This is a genomic window from Pseudorhodobacter sp. W20_MBD10_FR17 (assembly GCF_052119765.1).
Taxonomy (GTDB): domain Bacteria; phylum Pseudomonadota; class Alphaproteobacteria; order Rhodobacterales; family Rhodobacteraceae; genus Pseudorhodobacter.
Genome location: NZ_JBGQOQ010000023.1, coordinates 1 through 13728, shown reverse-complemented (window position 1 = coordinate 13728; position 13728 = coordinate 1). Strand labels below are relative to the sequence as shown.

Sequence of the window (13728 nt, the reverse complement as noted above, 5' to 3'; positions counted from 1 at the left end):
GCCAAGAATTCACTCGGAGAACCGATGCCATGTCCAAGCACATTTTGATCACAACCTCTTTCGCCGCTTTAACGGCCTTTTCTGCTCCTGTTTTTGCCGATGTTACCGCCGATGACGTTTGGCAAAACTGGAAGGATCTTAGCACATCCTACGGCCAAACCTATTCCACAGGGTCTGAATCCCGCTCGGGCGATACGCTGACCTTGACCAACGTGACGGTCGATATGCCAAACGAGCATGGCAAAGTGTCGGCAATCATCCCGCAGATTGCGTTGCGCGAAACCGGTGACGGGCGCGTCGAAGTGACCATGTCCAACAGCTATAGCATTAAATCCCAAGGCAAAAATGGCCTTGAGAAAGACCTGTCCAGCACCATCACCATTGATCAGACCGGCCTGAAGATTACCGCAAGCGGTGATCCTGCTGCTATCAACTATGACATCGCGGGCGATGCAATTGCGGCGACAATGTCGGAATTTATGGTCGATAATAAACCCGAGAATTTGAATATCGCGGTCAACCTGACCAAACTTGCGGCAACTTATGCTGTATCGCCAGCCGAAGTGACCTCGGTCAGCTCTACCTTTTCGGCGCAAAGCCTGGCGTTCAACGCCGCGGGCGATGATCCCGAAAACGGTGGTAAGTTTGCGGTGCAAGGCCAGATGAACAATGTGGCTGGTGCCTCTACGGGGGCGTTGCCCAAGGCGATGGCCACGGGGGAATTGGGCGAAATGCTGGCCCAAGGGTTTAGCACAGACGCGTCTTTTACCTATGATAGTGGTAATCTTAACCTTGGTTCGACCGACCCAGCAGGGACCACAACCAATGTGGATAGCGCCTCGCACGGCGGCAATTTGAACGTATCACTTGATAGTCAGCGCATTTCTTATGGCGGCGGCGGCAAGGGTGTGACGCTGAAACTGACCGGCACCTCTATTCCCTTTCCCGAGGTGACGGCCGCCTATGACGCGGCTGAATTCAGCTTGTTGATCCCGATTGCGAAAAGCGATGAGCCAAAGGATTTCGCGCTGAAAACCAAGCTGCAAGGGCTGACGGTTTCCGATATGCTGTGGAACATGATCGACCCGGGCGCTAGTCTGCCGCGCGACCCTGCAACGCTGGATATATCGTTGAAAGGTAAGGCAAAGCCGCTAGTCGATATGCTTGCTGTTGATCAATCCGCCATGGATGCCCCACCGTATGAGCTGTCATCCGTCGATATTGACGCCTTGCAGTTGACGGTTGCGGGCGCCGAATTCAAAGGCAATGGCGCGTTGACGTTTGACAATTCCAAGCCGCCGATGTTGGGCGGTGTTGTCCCGATGCCGACCGGCAAGCTGAACCTGTCATTGACAGGGGCCAATACCCTTTTGGGCAAGCTGCAAGCCCTTGGTCTGGTTGATCAGCAGGTCACCATGACCTTTGGCATGATGGCTGGTATGTTGGCAAAACCCGGTCCAACGCCTGACAGCTTTATTGCCGAGGTCGAAATCAAAGAGGATGGCAAAATCCTGTCCAACGGCAACCCGCTGCCATTCTAAGGCAAACGAAAGACGGGGTGGCCTATAGCGTTTCATGGCTGATGTGATGCTTGGGCCACCCTTTGGTTTTGCGAACTTCGGGCTTTGTTTAAAAAAGCCGTTTAAACAGGCCATGCCTTGCTTTGGCGGGCGGGGCAGATTACCTGCCTGATGCAACCCCAAACGGAGGCTTTTATGACCCGTTCCCTCGAAGCGCTGACCAATGCGTTGCTGACCGCCGCCAAACAAGCTGGCGCCGATGCCGCCGATGCGCTGGCCGTTGATGGCATCGCCACCGGAATTGATATTCGCGCAGGCCAGTTGGAACAGGCCGAACGGTCCGAAGGGGTCGAGCTGGGGTTGCGGGTGCTGATCGGGCAGCGGCAGGCCTGTGTTTCCGTATCTGATACAGCCGATACCACCATCCGCGCCGCTGCCGAACGTGCGGTTGCTATGGCACGCGAGGCCCCTGCCGACCCTTACGCAGGGTTGGCCGATCCGTCGCAACTGGCGCAAAGCTGGGATATGGCAGCACTTGATCTGTGCGATCCCTCGCCCGAGGTCAGCGCCGCCGAGCTGGAAGCCGATGCCCGCCGCGCCGAAGCCGCCGCTATGGGCGTTTCTGGCATTACCCAAGTCGAGGCCAGCGCTAGCCAGTCGCGGCGTCAGATCTATATGGCCGCAAGCAATGGATTTTCAGGAGGGTACGCCCGTTCGTCACGATCTATTTCTGCCGTGGCCTTTACCGGCACTGGTACTGGGATGGAACGGGATTGGTCTGCAGAAGGCCGCATTTACGCGTCTGATTTGCCAAGCCCCGAGGAGATTGGTGCGCTTGCCGCCAGCCGCGCGTTGGACCGTGTCGGCGCGCGGCAACCCAAAACCGGCTCATATCCTGTGCTGTATGATGAGCGTATTTCCTCGGGGCTGATCGGGCATTTGTTGGGGGCGATCAACGGGTCTACAATCGCGCGCGGCTCGGGGTGGTTGCGTGATGCGCTAGGTCAGCAAATCTTGCCCGCAGGCCTGTCGGTTATTGAAGACCCGCACCGCGTGCGCATCGCCGGAAGCCGCTGGTTTGATGGCGAAGGCCTGCCCACCGCGCGTCGTGCCATTGTGCAGGACGGTGTGCTGACGGGTTGGGTGTTGGACCTTGCCACAGGCCGCAAGCTGGGAATGGCCAGCACCGCCAACGCTGCGCGCGGCACATCCTCGCCGCCCTCACCCGGCACGTCGAATATTGATCTGACGCAAGGCACTAAATCGCGGGCTGAGTTGATCGCCGATATGGGTACAGGCCTGTTGGTGACCTCGATGATTGGGTCGTCGATTAACCCGACGACGGGTGATTATTCGCGCGGGGCATCGGGATTTTGGGTCGAAAACGGTGAAATCACCTATGCCGTGAACGAGATCACGATTGCTGGCAACCTGCGCGATATGTTGATGCGGATGACGCCGGGCAATGACGCGCGGATGCATATGTCAACGCGCGTGCCGTCTTTGCTGGTCGAAGGGTTAACGCTTGCCGGTGCGTGATCTGAACGCTGATCTGGACCTGCTGGTCGATGCCGCGCGTGAGGCGGGGGCGATTGCCCTGCGTTATTTCAAGCGCGACGTGCAGACATGGGACAAAGGCGATGGCGCAGGCCCGGTGACCGAGGCCGATCTGGCCGTAAACACCATGCTGGGCGCGCATCTGCGTAAAGCGCGCCCCGATTACGGTTGGTTGTCCGAGGAAACGCCCGACAGCACCGACCGCCTTGCCACCAAGCGTTGTTTTATCATCGACCCGATTGATGGCACCCGCGCGTTTATTGATGGCCAAGACAATTTTGCCCATTCCTTGGCGATTGCCGAGGATGGCGTGATCATCGCGGCGACCGTGTTTTTGCCTGCAAAAAACCGGATGTATTGCGCGCATGCCGCATCGGATGCCCATGTAAACGGCGCGCCTATGCGTGCCAGTATGCAGGCACAAGTAGCGGGGGCGACGGTTCTGACCTCAAAACCCAATATGCAGCCGAACCATTGGCCGGGTGGCGTGCCCGACATGCCGCGCCATTTCCGGCCCTCGCTGGCGTACCGCTTGTGCCTTGTGGCTGAAGGGCGGTTTGACGCGATGCTGGCCTTTCGCCCGACATGGGAATGGGACATCGCAGCAGGTGCCTTGATCGCCGCGCGGGCTGGAGCGGCGGTGAGTGACGGTGCGGGGGCGGGTTTGCGGTTTAACGTGGCTGATCCGCGCAGTGATGGGGTGATTGTAGCCGCCCCTGCGCTGCATGCCGAATTAATTGCACGACGCAAGGGCGGGATTTAGGTATTTAGACCAAGATGAAATTATAGGGCGGTCAAGCTGTTTGCCACCGCATTGGCGAGGGCTGCGTGGCCCTCGGGGGCGAAGTGGATGCCGTCAATCGGGCTGGTTTGTAGGGCTGCCGCGGCATCTAGAAAGCCAACGCCGCGCTGGGTTGCGTAGGCTTGCATTAGGGGCGCAAGGGCGCGGCTTTTGTCGGTGGCACCTATGAATTCGGCGGTCAGTGGCCCCAGTTCTTGAACGGGTGGCGGCGCGATAAGCAGCAGTTTCAAGTTCGGATGCCGCAACGCCATGTCGGGCGACAGCGCCATATCAACCAAACCTGCAATACCCGCCACGATCTGCGTAGGCGATGCGCCAAAGCGGGTTTTCACATCATTGGTGCCCAGCATCAGGGTCATATAATTCAGCGGGCCGTGTGAATTTAGCGCGATGCGCAACCCGATCACCGCATTCATGTGATCGCCCATCTGTGGGTCGTTGAAACAGGTGGTGCGGCCGGGAAGCCCCTCTTCAACCAGCGACCATTCAGGGCCAAGCTGTGCCGCTGCCCGCGTGGGCCAGCGCGTGGCCGCATCATAGCGCGCGTAAACCCCGCGTTCGGTAATTGGTGGCGTTCCATGGGTGTTGCTGTCGCCAAAGGTCATCAGAATCGGCATCACGGGCTCCTGTTGCATAGGCGCGCAGGGTATTGCGGCGCCATAGCTTTGCAAAGCCCCCTGTTTTGCAAGTCCCTGCATTGCCCCTTGGCCTTTTGCCTATCAATGCGCATATAAGGGGTAACAGTTTTGACGAAAGAGGTATGCAATGTTGATGTTTGGGGAACAAGGGGCTGGCCCAGAGGCCGCTGCGGATTTGATCAAAGACGGGGCAGAGGCCACGTTTATGGCCGATGTCATCGAGGCCAGCAACGACGTGCCGGTGATTGTTGATTTCTGGGCACCTTGGTGTGGCCCGTGCAAACAACTTGGGCCAGCGCTGGAGGCAGCCGTGACCGCTGCCAAAGGCCGCGTACGCATGGTGAAAATCAACGTTGATGAAAGCCCGACCCTTTCGGAGCAGTTGCGCATTCAGTCGATCCCGACGGTCTATGCGTTTTATCAAGGTAAGCCAGTGGACGGTTTTCAAGGCGCCAAGCCTGCGTCCGAGCTGAAAGCCTTTATTGATAAGGTTGCCGCTTTGGCTGGCGATGGCGGGCTGGGAGAGGCGATTGAAGCGGCGGAAACCATGCTGACCGACGGCGAATTTGCTGATGCGCTGGAAACCTTTGCCGCGATACATGAGGAAGAGCCGGAAAACCCTGTGGCCTTTGGTGGCCTGCTGCGCGCGCATCTGGCGCTGGATCAAGTGGCCGAGGCCGAAGCCGCCCTTGCTGCTTGCCCTGCAAAAATCGCCACCGCCAAAGAGGTTGAGGCCGTTCGCGCCCAAATCGCCCTGATACATCAGGCCCAAAACGCAGGCCCCGAGGCCGAGCTGCGCGCAGCGGTTGAGGCAGACCCCGAGAACCTGCAGGCGCGGTTTGATTTGGCGCAGGCCTTGCACGCGGCTGGCAAAGTCGAAGAGGCGGTTGATATGTTGCTGGACCTGTTCCGCCGCGACCGTGAGTGGAATGACGCCGCCGCCAAGATGCAGCTTTTCACTATATTTGACGCGCTGCCGCCCAAAGATCCGATCGTGCTGAAAGGCCGCCGCAAACTTTCCAGCATGATATTTGTCTAACTGAAAATCCGGCCTAGCTGTTGCTTATGAAACATATCACAGACCTGCCAGATACAATTCCAATCTTTCCGCTGCCCGGTGCGCTGCTGTTGCCTCGGGCGCGGTTACCCCTGCATATCTTTGAACCACGCTATTTGCAGATGGTCGAGGATTGCATGAAAACACCCGCGCGGCTGATCGGGATGATCCAGCCGCGTGAGCTGCCCGCCAACCATGCGGGCGGCGCGCCTAGGCTGCATGCCATTGGCTGCGCCGGTCGTCTGACCGGCTTTTCCGAAACCGAGGACGGACGCTATATGGTCACGCTTGCGGGTGTGTCGCGATTTCGTCTGCGCGGCGAGGTGGAGGGCAAGACCCCATATCGTTGTGCGCGCGTCGATTGGCACGGGTTTGACCGCGATCAAGGTGGCGTCGAACAGGATCGCAGCTTTGACCGCGCCGCGTTTATGGACCTGCTGCACCGGTTTTTCGTGTCGCTGGACCTGTCAACCGATTGGGAAAGCCTGTCCGAGGCGGATGAAGAGTTGCTGATAAACTCGTTGTCCATGCTATGCCCGTTCTCGCCCGAGGATAGGCAAGCGTTGCTGGAGGCCCCAACCCTGATTACGCGGCGCGAAACCATGGTAACACTGATTGAATTTGCCCTGCGTGGCGGTTCGGATGAGGAGATGATGCAATGAGCGATGACGCCACCCCAGAAATTGATCGCCGGATGCTGGAAGCCTTGGTCTGCCCGATGACCCAGACCACGCTAAGCTATGATGCCACGGCGAAAGAGCTGGTTTCCAAGGCCGCGAAAATGGCCTTTCCAATCCGCAATGGCATCCCGATTTTGCTGGTGTCCGAGGCGCGTGCGCTGGATTAAGGCGTTGGCGCATTCGCTAAAGCAGATTGAACGCAGGCCGGATATGGCGCGTTGTAAGGTGTGGCGCCACGGCGCTGTCTTGAAAAGGGGCTTTCATGCGTAACGGTTTGGTCTATGCGGCGTTTATCATCGGGGTTGTGGTCATCGGCGGCGGCATCGGGTTTCTGAACGTGCCGGGCGAATGGTACGCTGGGTTGGCAAAGCCTTGGTTTACCCCGCCGAATTGGGTGTTTGGCCCGATGTGGACCACGCTGTATGTGCTGATCGGCTGGGTTGGCGCGCGCAAATGGCTACATGGCGGCGCAGTAAAGTTGTGGTGGGCGCAAATGGGATTAAATTTCATCTGGTCGCCGGTGTTTTTCGGGCTGCAACTGCCTTTGGCGGGGCTGCTGGTGATCGTAGCGATTTGGGCGCTGATCGTGGTGTTTATCTTGCGCGAATGGCGCGGTGACCGGCTGTCGGCCTTGCTGTTCCTGCCTTATGTGGCGTGGGTCAGTCTTGCCACCGCGCTAAACGCTGCAATCGTTGTGTTGAATTAGGGCATCTGCCCTAATTATCGTTGATATCGCGGTCCCAGATTTTGGCTTTGCTGGCCTGCGCGCCCAACAGCTTGCGCGTAGCGAACCAAGCGCCGAGCGATGCCAGTGCAAACACCAGCAATGTCACCGGCAGCCCTTGGCCCAGCAGGCCAACGCCGACCAAAACGCCTGTCACGACCGCGCCCATGGCAAAGCCAAGGAAGATGTAGCCGGGGGCAAGCACCTCTAGCACCCCCAGCGCAAACCCCAAAACGATCCAAACCCACCAGAGACCAAACCAGCTCATTTTCGGCCCTGCAACATTTTGAACGCATCGCCAAAGGCCTCAAGCGCCTGCGCTGGCACAATGATCGTCTGCTTGCCCGCGCCTTGGCCTACGGCGGTCAAGGCCTCGACCTGCTTCAACGCCACCTGATATTGCGCGGCCTCAATCCCGTTTAACTTGATCGCCTCGGCAATCACGCCTGTCGCATAGGCCTCGGCATCCGCCAAAACGCGGCGCTGCTCGGCCTCACGCTGGGCGGCATATAGCTCTGCATCGGCGTTCAGCTCGACCGCGCGCTTTTTGCCTTCGGCCTCGGTCACCTGCGCCCGCCGCGCCCGTTCGGCGTTCAACTGTTGCAACATCGCGGCGCGTGTCGCCTCATCAAGGTTTACATCCAGCAGCTCGGCCCGCGTTACCTCAATCCCCCAATCATCGACCATCGCACGTACCTGTTCGCGGATTTGCGCGGTCAGGCCGGTGCGGTTGCTTTGCACTTGGTCCAGCTCCATTTTGCCTATTTCAGACCGCACAATCCCTGCAACTGTTGTTGCAATCGCGGCATCGACATCGCGGATCCGGTAGACCGTCTTTTCCGGTTCGATTATCCGGTAAAACACAGAGGTTTCGACCTTTACCAATACGTTGTCGGTGGTAATCGCATCTTGCAATGCTGTCGGCAACTGCCGTTCGAGGATTGAAATCTTATGCGCGACCTTATCCAAAAACGGCACGACAAAGTTGATGCCTGGCCCCAGCACCGCCCGCAAGCGGCCGAACCGTTCAACCACGTGCTTTTCAGATTGCGGCACAATCCGCACGCCCAAAAAAATGCAAATAATGATGAATACAGCGACCGCAAGGTACACCGCATTGCCACCAATCAACTGCTCAATATCCATCGTTAAAACCCTTTGAAAAACACCTTATACATACATGGCCGCTATCGGCCCTTCACGCAAGAGGCCCGACATCCCCCAAACCCTGCCCATGTTTGCACCCAGCGAAACCTTAACAACCGCTTGCAAAATCATCCGGGCACAATTCACACCCCCATTTCGCACCTGAAATCGCGATGCTATACTGCGCCCATGCCCGCCCTTTGCCGCGCCTGTCTTACCCAGTTTTCGCCCGGCACGGCCCCGGCGCCAAAACGCTGTCCGGCTTGTCGCTCGCCGCGCATCATTTCGCACCCCGAGCTGAACAGCCTTTCCATTGCCCATATGGATTGTGACGCCTTTTATGCATCGGTTGAAAAACGTGACCATCCTGAATACCGCGACGTGCCGCTTATCGTTGGTGGCGGCACGCGGGGGGTTGTTTCCACCTGCTGCTATATTGCCCGTATCAAGGGTGTGCGTTCGGCCATGCCGATGTTTCAGGCCCTGAAGCTGTGCCCCGAGGCCACGGTCGTCAAACCCAGAATGTCGGTGTATGTGGCGGTTTCACGTGAAATCCGTGCGATGATGGAAGCGCTGACCCCCGCGATCGAACCCCTCTCGCTGGATGAGGCCTTTTTAGACCTGACTGGCACCGCCCGCCTACATGGCGCGCCGCCCGCCGTTTTGCTGGCAAAACTGGTCAAGGATATGGAGGAAAGGCTGGGCATCACCGGTTCGGTTGGCCTGTCGCACAACAAGTTCCTTGCCAAGATCGCATCTGACCTTGATAAACCGCGCGGCTTTTCGGTGATTGGATGCGAAGAGACCGAGGCGTTTTTAGAGCCGAAGTCAGTGTCGGTTATTTGGGGGGTTGGGGCGGCCACTCGGGCCGCGCTGGAAAAGGCAGGAATACGGACGATTGCCGATTTGAAGCGCTGGGAGCGCGGCGATCTTTCCGTCCGTTTTGGCAGCATGGGCGACCGTTTGTGGCATCTGTCGCGCGGGCTTGATACGCGGCGGGTTAGTCGGGATGAACCGGTGAAATCCATTTCCAAAGAGACCACCTTTGATACGGATATTGCTGATCGTGAGTTGTTAAAGGGCCATTTATGGCGGCTGGCCGAGCAGGTTTCTGACAGGGCCAAGGCGCGGGATTTGGCAGGGCGGACGGTGACGCTGAAACTGAAATCGGCCAGTTTTGCCTCGATCACCCGCCGTCACAGCCTGCCGTCGCCCACGCAAACCTGCGACCGGATTTACCGTGAGGCCGAGGCTTTGCTGGCGGCGTATAAAGAGGTGGGGCCGTTTCGCCTGATCGGGGTGGGCATTTCCGATCTGTGCCCCGCAGAACAGGCTGATACCACCGGTGACTTGCTAGACCCCGATGCAGGCAAGCGCGCGGCAGCCGAGGCGGCGACCGATAAGATCCGCGCCAAGTTTGGCCATGATGCGATTATTAAGGGGCGGGCTTTACGTTGAGGCGGTTTGCATGCGCTTGGTTATGCTAGGCCAATACACGGATCGGGATGCCGGATTTAAACGCGTGCAGGGCCTCAACCGTTTGCTCGTAAAACAGCCGAAAGGTGGCCTCGGTTGTATAGCCAAGATGCGGGGTAAGCAGCAGGCGACCCGAAGCGATTAAGCCTTTGTCGCGTATTTGGTCATCGGCGGGTAGGGGTTCGGCATCAAACACATCTATACCTGCCATTGCGGGTTGGCCGCGGTGCAGCCCCGCAAGCAAGGCCGCAGTGTCATGTATGGCCGCGCGCGAGGTGTTTAGGAAAACCGCACCCGGCTTCATCGCGGCAAAGGCGGCTGCGTTGATAAGGCCACGGCTTCGATCTGACAGTACGAGGTGGACGGAAACCACATCGGAGGTGGCCATCAAATCCTGCAGGCTGTCGGCGCGGGTGACGCCGAAATCATCACAATGCGCGGCGGTCAGGTTGGTAGACCACGCGCTGACCTCCATCCCGAAGGCGCGGCCAAAAGCGGCCATTTGCGCGCCGATATTGCCAAGACCAACCAGCCCCAAGCGCAGGCCGGCCAGATCACGGCCAAGGCCGGTTTGCCATCCGCCTGCGTTCAGGCCTGCGACCTCGGGCATCAAGCGGCGGTTCAGGGCGAGCATCATCAGCACGGCCAGTTCGGATGTGGTGGTTTTACGCGACTCGGTGCCACAAAGGGTAATCCCGCAGGCCTTGGCCGCGGCAAGATCAATGCTGGCATTGCGTGGGCCGGTGGTTACGACCAGCCGCAAATTTGGCAAGGCCTGCAACAGCGCTGCGGGTAGGGGAGTGCGTTCGCGCATCACGCAAATCGCCTCATATGGTAGCAGGCGCGCTTGCAGCGCGGCGGGGTCGGTTAGCGTGTCGTTATATATAGTAACATCGCCAAGCCCCGACCAATCAGCCAAAGCCAGCGCATCATTGGTATAGTCATCAAGTACGGCGATTTTCATGGGCTACCCTTTGCGTGTTGCGCATATTTTGCGGGTGGCAAGGCTGGCTGTCAACCAAATGCGAAACGGCCCGCCAAACCAATGGCGGGCCGAGCGTGCTAACCGCGCGCGATTACATTGACGGCAGAATAACCGCGTCGATCACATGAATCACGCCATTCGACGCTTCAATATCGGCGGTGGTGACGTTGGCACCGTTTACCTTTGCGCCGCCGTCCAAGGTGATGGTGACATCACTGCCTTGGACTGTGGGGGCCATCATGCCTTCGGTCAGGTCTGTCGACATCACTTTACCCGCCACAACGTGATAGGTGAGGATCGAGATCAACTTGTCTTTATTCTCGGGCTTCAGCAGTTCTTCGACTGTGCCTGCTGGCAATGCGGCGAAGGCCTCATCTGTTGGGGCGAATACGGTGAACGGGCCTTCGCCTTTCAATGTATCAACCAGACCGGCGGCCTGTACGGCGGCGACGAGGGTGGTAAAGCTGCCCGCGTCCACGGCGGTATCAACGATGTCCTTATCGGCGGCAAAGGCCGCGGTAGACATCAGCGAGGCAGCAGCGGTGAGGGCGATAAAGGTTCTGCGGATCATTGGTCGTCTCCCTAAGATTTGGTTCAATGCCAAATTGGCTTGGCATAGGGGAAACGGCTGGGCGGGCAGATTGGATCAGGGTCAAAATCACGTGGGGTAGGGTTGACGATAAAGCCGCCCGCGCTAAGCAAGGGCGGCTTTGGATTTCAAGTAAACTCAATGTTATCCAAAAGTGCGTTATTATAGGCCCAAAGCATCGGCGACGATGCTTTCCAGCAATTCGTTCACGGGTTCCATCGTGCCGGAATAGGTCTGATGGCTGACGGTGACGGTGCCTGCGGTTTCGGGTTGTTCGTAAACGCGGATGGCATAGGGGCAGTAGTTAAAGTTTGTCGGGTCTGCTTCCATCACCTGCCGGCTGACGGTGGCCGAGCAAAACTCATACACATCGGCACCAAGGAACAGCACCTTGTCACTGCCAACATCGGCGCGGGTCCGTTCCAGCATTTCGCCGGTATGGGCAACATGGTCAATCACCAGCCCTTTGCCGACAATCGCGCTTTCAATGGCAAAGGTCACATCCTCAAACGGCTCGTCCGTCGTGTGGGCCGTAAATTCTTGCGCCATGGCGCTGGTGGCAACAAAGGCAGCGGCGAGGGTCATATATTTAAACATCATTTTTCCTCCTCTTGGATTGGCGTTGTTTCGCATTCTGCCGATTGAATATGTATTTTGCAATGGTTTGCTGAATGTGGGTTCGCTGTGCGGTGTCATGTTTCAGCGCTGTGTCGGGAATGTGAGACAAGTTTAGGTGCGTTTTTCAAAAGTTAGGCTATCTTGATCACAAAGCAGGTAGCGAGGGTGCGGAATATGAAGAAGAGTTTTGACGGAAATCTGAAATGGTCGGACGTGACGCCCAAGGCGCAATGGATGAGCCGGCGCAGTTTGCTGGCAGGTGCGGGTGCGATGATGGTGGCGGGTGCGGCGCAGGCGTCAATTGAAACCGTGCCAAGTGCGTTTTCAACAGATGCCACACCGAATACTCTGAAAGAGATCACCAGCTACAATAACTTTTACGAGTTCGGCACAGGTAAGGAAGACCCCCTGAACAATTCGGCCGCGTTTAAGCCGAACCCTTGGTCGATCAAGATTGACGGGATGGTGGATAAGCCGGGCGATTATGACCTTGGCGATATTTTGGCCGGTGTGACGCTGGAAGAACGGATTTATCGGTTCCGCTGTGTCGAGGCTTGGTCGATGGTTATTCCGTGGAACGGGTTTGAGCTGGCGACCCTGCTGAACAGGGTCGGCGTGCAATCGGGTGCTAAATTCGTGGCCTTTGAAACCATAGTGCGCCCCGAAGAGATGCCTGGCCAGCAAAGCCGGATTATTGACTGGCCTTACCGCGAAGGCTTGCGTTTGGATGAGGCAATGAACCCGCTGACTATTTTGGCGACGGGGATATATGGTGAAGCGCTGCCAAACCAAAGCGGCGCGCCGATCCGGTTGGTGGTGCCGTGGAAGTATGGGTTCAAGTCGATCAAGTCGATTGTGCGTATCACGCTGACCGATACGATGCCCTATGCCAGCTGGAACGCGATCAACCCACGCGAATACGGCTTTTACAGCAACGTAAACCCGACGGTCGATCACCCGCGCTGGTCACAGGCGTCTGAACGGCGGATTGGGGGCGGCTTGTTCGACAGCCGCGTCGATACGCAGATGTTCAACGGCTACGGCGATCAGGTGGCCCAGCTTTATGCCGGGCAAGATTTGACCAAGGATTTTTAAGCCGTGGTGCAAGCCCTGAACACTGCTCTGCGTCGTGTGCCGCCCCTTGCTATATATATAGCGGGGGCGTTGCCATTTTTATGGTTGGTTTGGCTGGCGGTGAATGGCGGGCTTGGGGCCGATCCGGTCAAGGCGCTAGAGCATCAGCTGGGCAAATGGGGCCTGCAGCTTATGATTGCCGTTTTGCTGGTAACGCCGTTGCGGCGGTTTACGGGGCTTAACTTGATCCGCTATCGCCGCGCATTGGGGCTTTTAGCCTTCTTCTATATAGCGCTGCATTTGACGGTGTGGGTCAGCCTCGACCTTCAGTTCCGCTGGGCCGAGATTTGGGCCGATATCGTAAAGCGCCCCTATATAACGGCGGGCATGGCGGGGTTTGTTGCGATGATTCCTCTGGCGATCACCTCGAACACCTTTTCAATCCGCCGTTTGGGCCCGAAAACATGGCAGAATCTGCACCGTTTGACCTATTTCGCAGGGCTTGCAGGGGCGGTTCACTACCTTTGGTTGGTCAAAGCCTGGCCGCCCGAGCCGATTATCTACCTGATTCTGATGATTTTCCTGCTCACGATTCGAATGATTTCCCGCTTGGGCCGGTGATTCCTGTAGGATTTGCAGTTCGAGCAATGGGCGGGCGTCATTTCCGGCAAGATTTGGTTTTGGATCATACCACAAATTGCGCAAGCGACCGAATTTCAGGCAACATTTAGTAAGGCTAAAGAAAATGTCATCTTTCTGTCTTTTTCCACTTGCGGGTTCCGAGCTGTTTACCTAAAAGCTGCCTTACCGGAACGAAGACGGTTGGAAACGATCTGAAGCGTGACGGCGAGGAACTGGAAAG

General features: G+C 57.7%; 16 protein-coding genes. 10 read left to right on the top strand and 6 right to left on the bottom strand.

What is annotated here, in order from left to right:
* Positions 1-29: 29 nt before the first annotated feature.
* The 3 genes from ACEN2J_RS14765 to ACEN2J_RS14755 all read left to right on the top strand — a co-directional run bounded on the left by ACEN2J_RS14765 (position 30) and on the right by ACEN2J_RS14755 (position 3840).
* Positions 30-1541, top strand: coding sequence for a DUF2125 domain-containing protein (locus ACEN2J_RS14765; protein WP_442106873.1), 1512 nt, complete (start codon positions 30-32; stop codon positions 1539-1541).
* Between the two features lie 174 nt (positions 1542-1715).
* The gene (locus tag ACEN2J_RS14760; RefSeq protein ID WP_442106872.1) at positions 1716-3059 is read left to right on the top strand and encodes a TldD/PmbA family protein; all 1344 of its coding nucleotides are present in this window, start codon (positions 1716-1718) and stop codon (positions 3057-3059) included.
* Positions 3046-3840: a 3'(2'),5'-bisphosphate nucleotidase CysQ gene (locus ACEN2J_RS14755; protein ID WP_442106871.1), complete on the top strand. Its 795-nt coding sequence runs from the start codon at positions 3046-3048 to the stop codon at positions 3838-3840. Before ACEN2J_RS14760 ends, ACEN2J_RS14755 begins: the two co-directional genes overlap by 14 nt.
* 20 nt (positions 3841-3860) lie before the next feature.
* On the opposite strand, the gene ACEN2J_RS14750 is transcribed toward ACEN2J_RS14755, so the two are convergent.
* Positions 3861-4496, bottom strand: coding sequence for an SGNH/GDSL hydrolase family protein (locus ACEN2J_RS14750; RefSeq protein ID WP_442106870.1), 636 nt, complete (start codon positions 4494-4496; stop codon positions 3861-3863).
* A 148-nt stretch (positions 4497-4644) separates the two neighbouring features.
* Between ACEN2J_RS14750 and trxA the strand changes: the two genes are divergently transcribed.
* The 4 genes from trxA (at position 4645) to ACEN2J_RS14730 (ending at position 6960) form a co-directional block, all read left to right on the top strand.
* Positions 4645-5556, top strand: a complete 912-nt coding sequence (trxA, locus tag ACEN2J_RS14745; RefSeq protein ID WP_442106869.1) for a thioredoxin — start codon at positions 4645-4647, stop codon at positions 5554-5556.
* Positions 5557-5582: 26 nt separating this feature from the next.
* The gene (locus ACEN2J_RS14740) at positions 5583-6236 is read left to right on the top strand and encodes an LON peptidase substrate-binding domain-containing protein (RefSeq protein ID WP_442106868.1); all 654 of its coding nucleotides are present in this window, start codon (positions 5583-5585) and stop codon (positions 6234-6236) included.
* Complete coding sequence (locus ACEN2J_RS14735; protein WP_442106867.1) at positions 6233-6421, top strand: Trm112 family protein; 189 nt, start codon at positions 6233-6235, stop codon at positions 6419-6421. The genes ACEN2J_RS14740 and ACEN2J_RS14735 overlap by 4 nt, the downstream gene beginning before the upstream one ends.
* 95 nt (positions 6422-6516) lie before the next feature.
* Positions 6517-6960 (top strand): TspO/MBR family protein, encoded by a 444-nt coding sequence (locus ACEN2J_RS14730; protein ID WP_442106866.1) that lies wholly within the window; start codon positions 6517-6519, stop codon positions 6958-6960.
* 10 nt (positions 6961-6970) lie between these two features.
* Here ACEN2J_RS14730 and ACEN2J_RS14725 read toward each other — a convergent pair whose 3' ends face one another.
* Together ACEN2J_RS14725 and ACEN2J_RS14720 are read right to left on the bottom strand one after the other, a co-directional pair.
* Positions 6971-7246: an NfeD family protein gene (locus tag ACEN2J_RS14725; RefSeq protein ID WP_442106865.1), complete on the bottom strand. Its 276-nt coding sequence runs from the start codon at positions 7244-7246 to the stop codon at positions 6971-6973.
* Positions 7243-8124 carry an SPFH domain-containing protein gene (locus ACEN2J_RS14720; RefSeq protein ID WP_442106864.1) on the bottom strand — a complete coding sequence of 294 codons (882 nt, stop codon included), beginning with the start codon at positions 8122-8124 and terminating at the stop codon, positions 7243-7245. Before ACEN2J_RS14720 ends, ACEN2J_RS14725 begins: the two co-directional genes overlap by 4 nt.
* 189 nt (positions 8125-8313) lie before the next feature.
* Between ACEN2J_RS14720 and ACEN2J_RS14715 the strand changes: the two genes are divergently transcribed.
* A complete protein-coding gene (locus ACEN2J_RS14715) occupies positions 8314-9582 on the top strand; it encodes a DNA polymerase IV (protein WP_442106863.1) in 1269 nt (422 codons plus the stop codon).
* Positions 9583-9607: 25 nt separating this feature from the next.
* Here ACEN2J_RS14715 and ACEN2J_RS14710 read toward each other — a convergent pair whose 3' ends face one another.
* The 3 genes from ACEN2J_RS14710 to ACEN2J_RS14700 form a co-directional block, all read right to left on the bottom strand.
* Positions 9608-10564 carry a D-2-hydroxyacid dehydrogenase family protein gene (locus tag ACEN2J_RS14710; protein ID WP_442106862.1) on the bottom strand — a complete coding sequence of 319 codons (957 nt, stop codon included), beginning with the start codon at positions 10562-10564 and terminating at the stop codon, positions 9608-9610.
* Between the two features lie 112 nt (positions 10565-10676).
* Complete coding sequence (locus tag ACEN2J_RS14705; protein ID WP_442106861.1) at positions 10677-11156, bottom strand: fasciclin domain-containing protein; 480 nt, start codon at positions 11154-11156, stop codon at positions 10677-10679.
* Positions 11157-11336: 180 nt separating this feature from the next.
* Positions 11337-11774, bottom strand: a complete 438-nt coding sequence (locus ACEN2J_RS14700; protein ID WP_442106860.1) for a DUF302 domain-containing protein — start codon at positions 11772-11774, stop codon at positions 11337-11339.
* A gap of 192 nt (positions 11775-11966) precedes the next feature.
* Between ACEN2J_RS14700 and msrP the strand changes: the two genes are divergently transcribed.
* Positions 11967-12887 (top strand): protein-methionine-sulfoxide reductase catalytic subunit MsrP, encoded by a 921-nt coding sequence (gene msrP / locus ACEN2J_RS14695; RefSeq protein ID WP_442106859.1) that lies wholly within the window; start codon positions 11967-11969, stop codon positions 12885-12887.
* Positions 12888-12890: 3 nt separating this feature from the next.
* Positions 12891-13487 (top strand): protein-methionine-sulfoxide reductase heme-binding subunit MsrQ, encoded by a 597-nt coding sequence (gene msrQ / locus ACEN2J_RS14690; RefSeq protein WP_442106858.1) that lies wholly within the window; start codon positions 12891-12893, stop codon positions 13485-13487.
* Positions 13488-13728 lie beyond the last annotated feature (241 nt).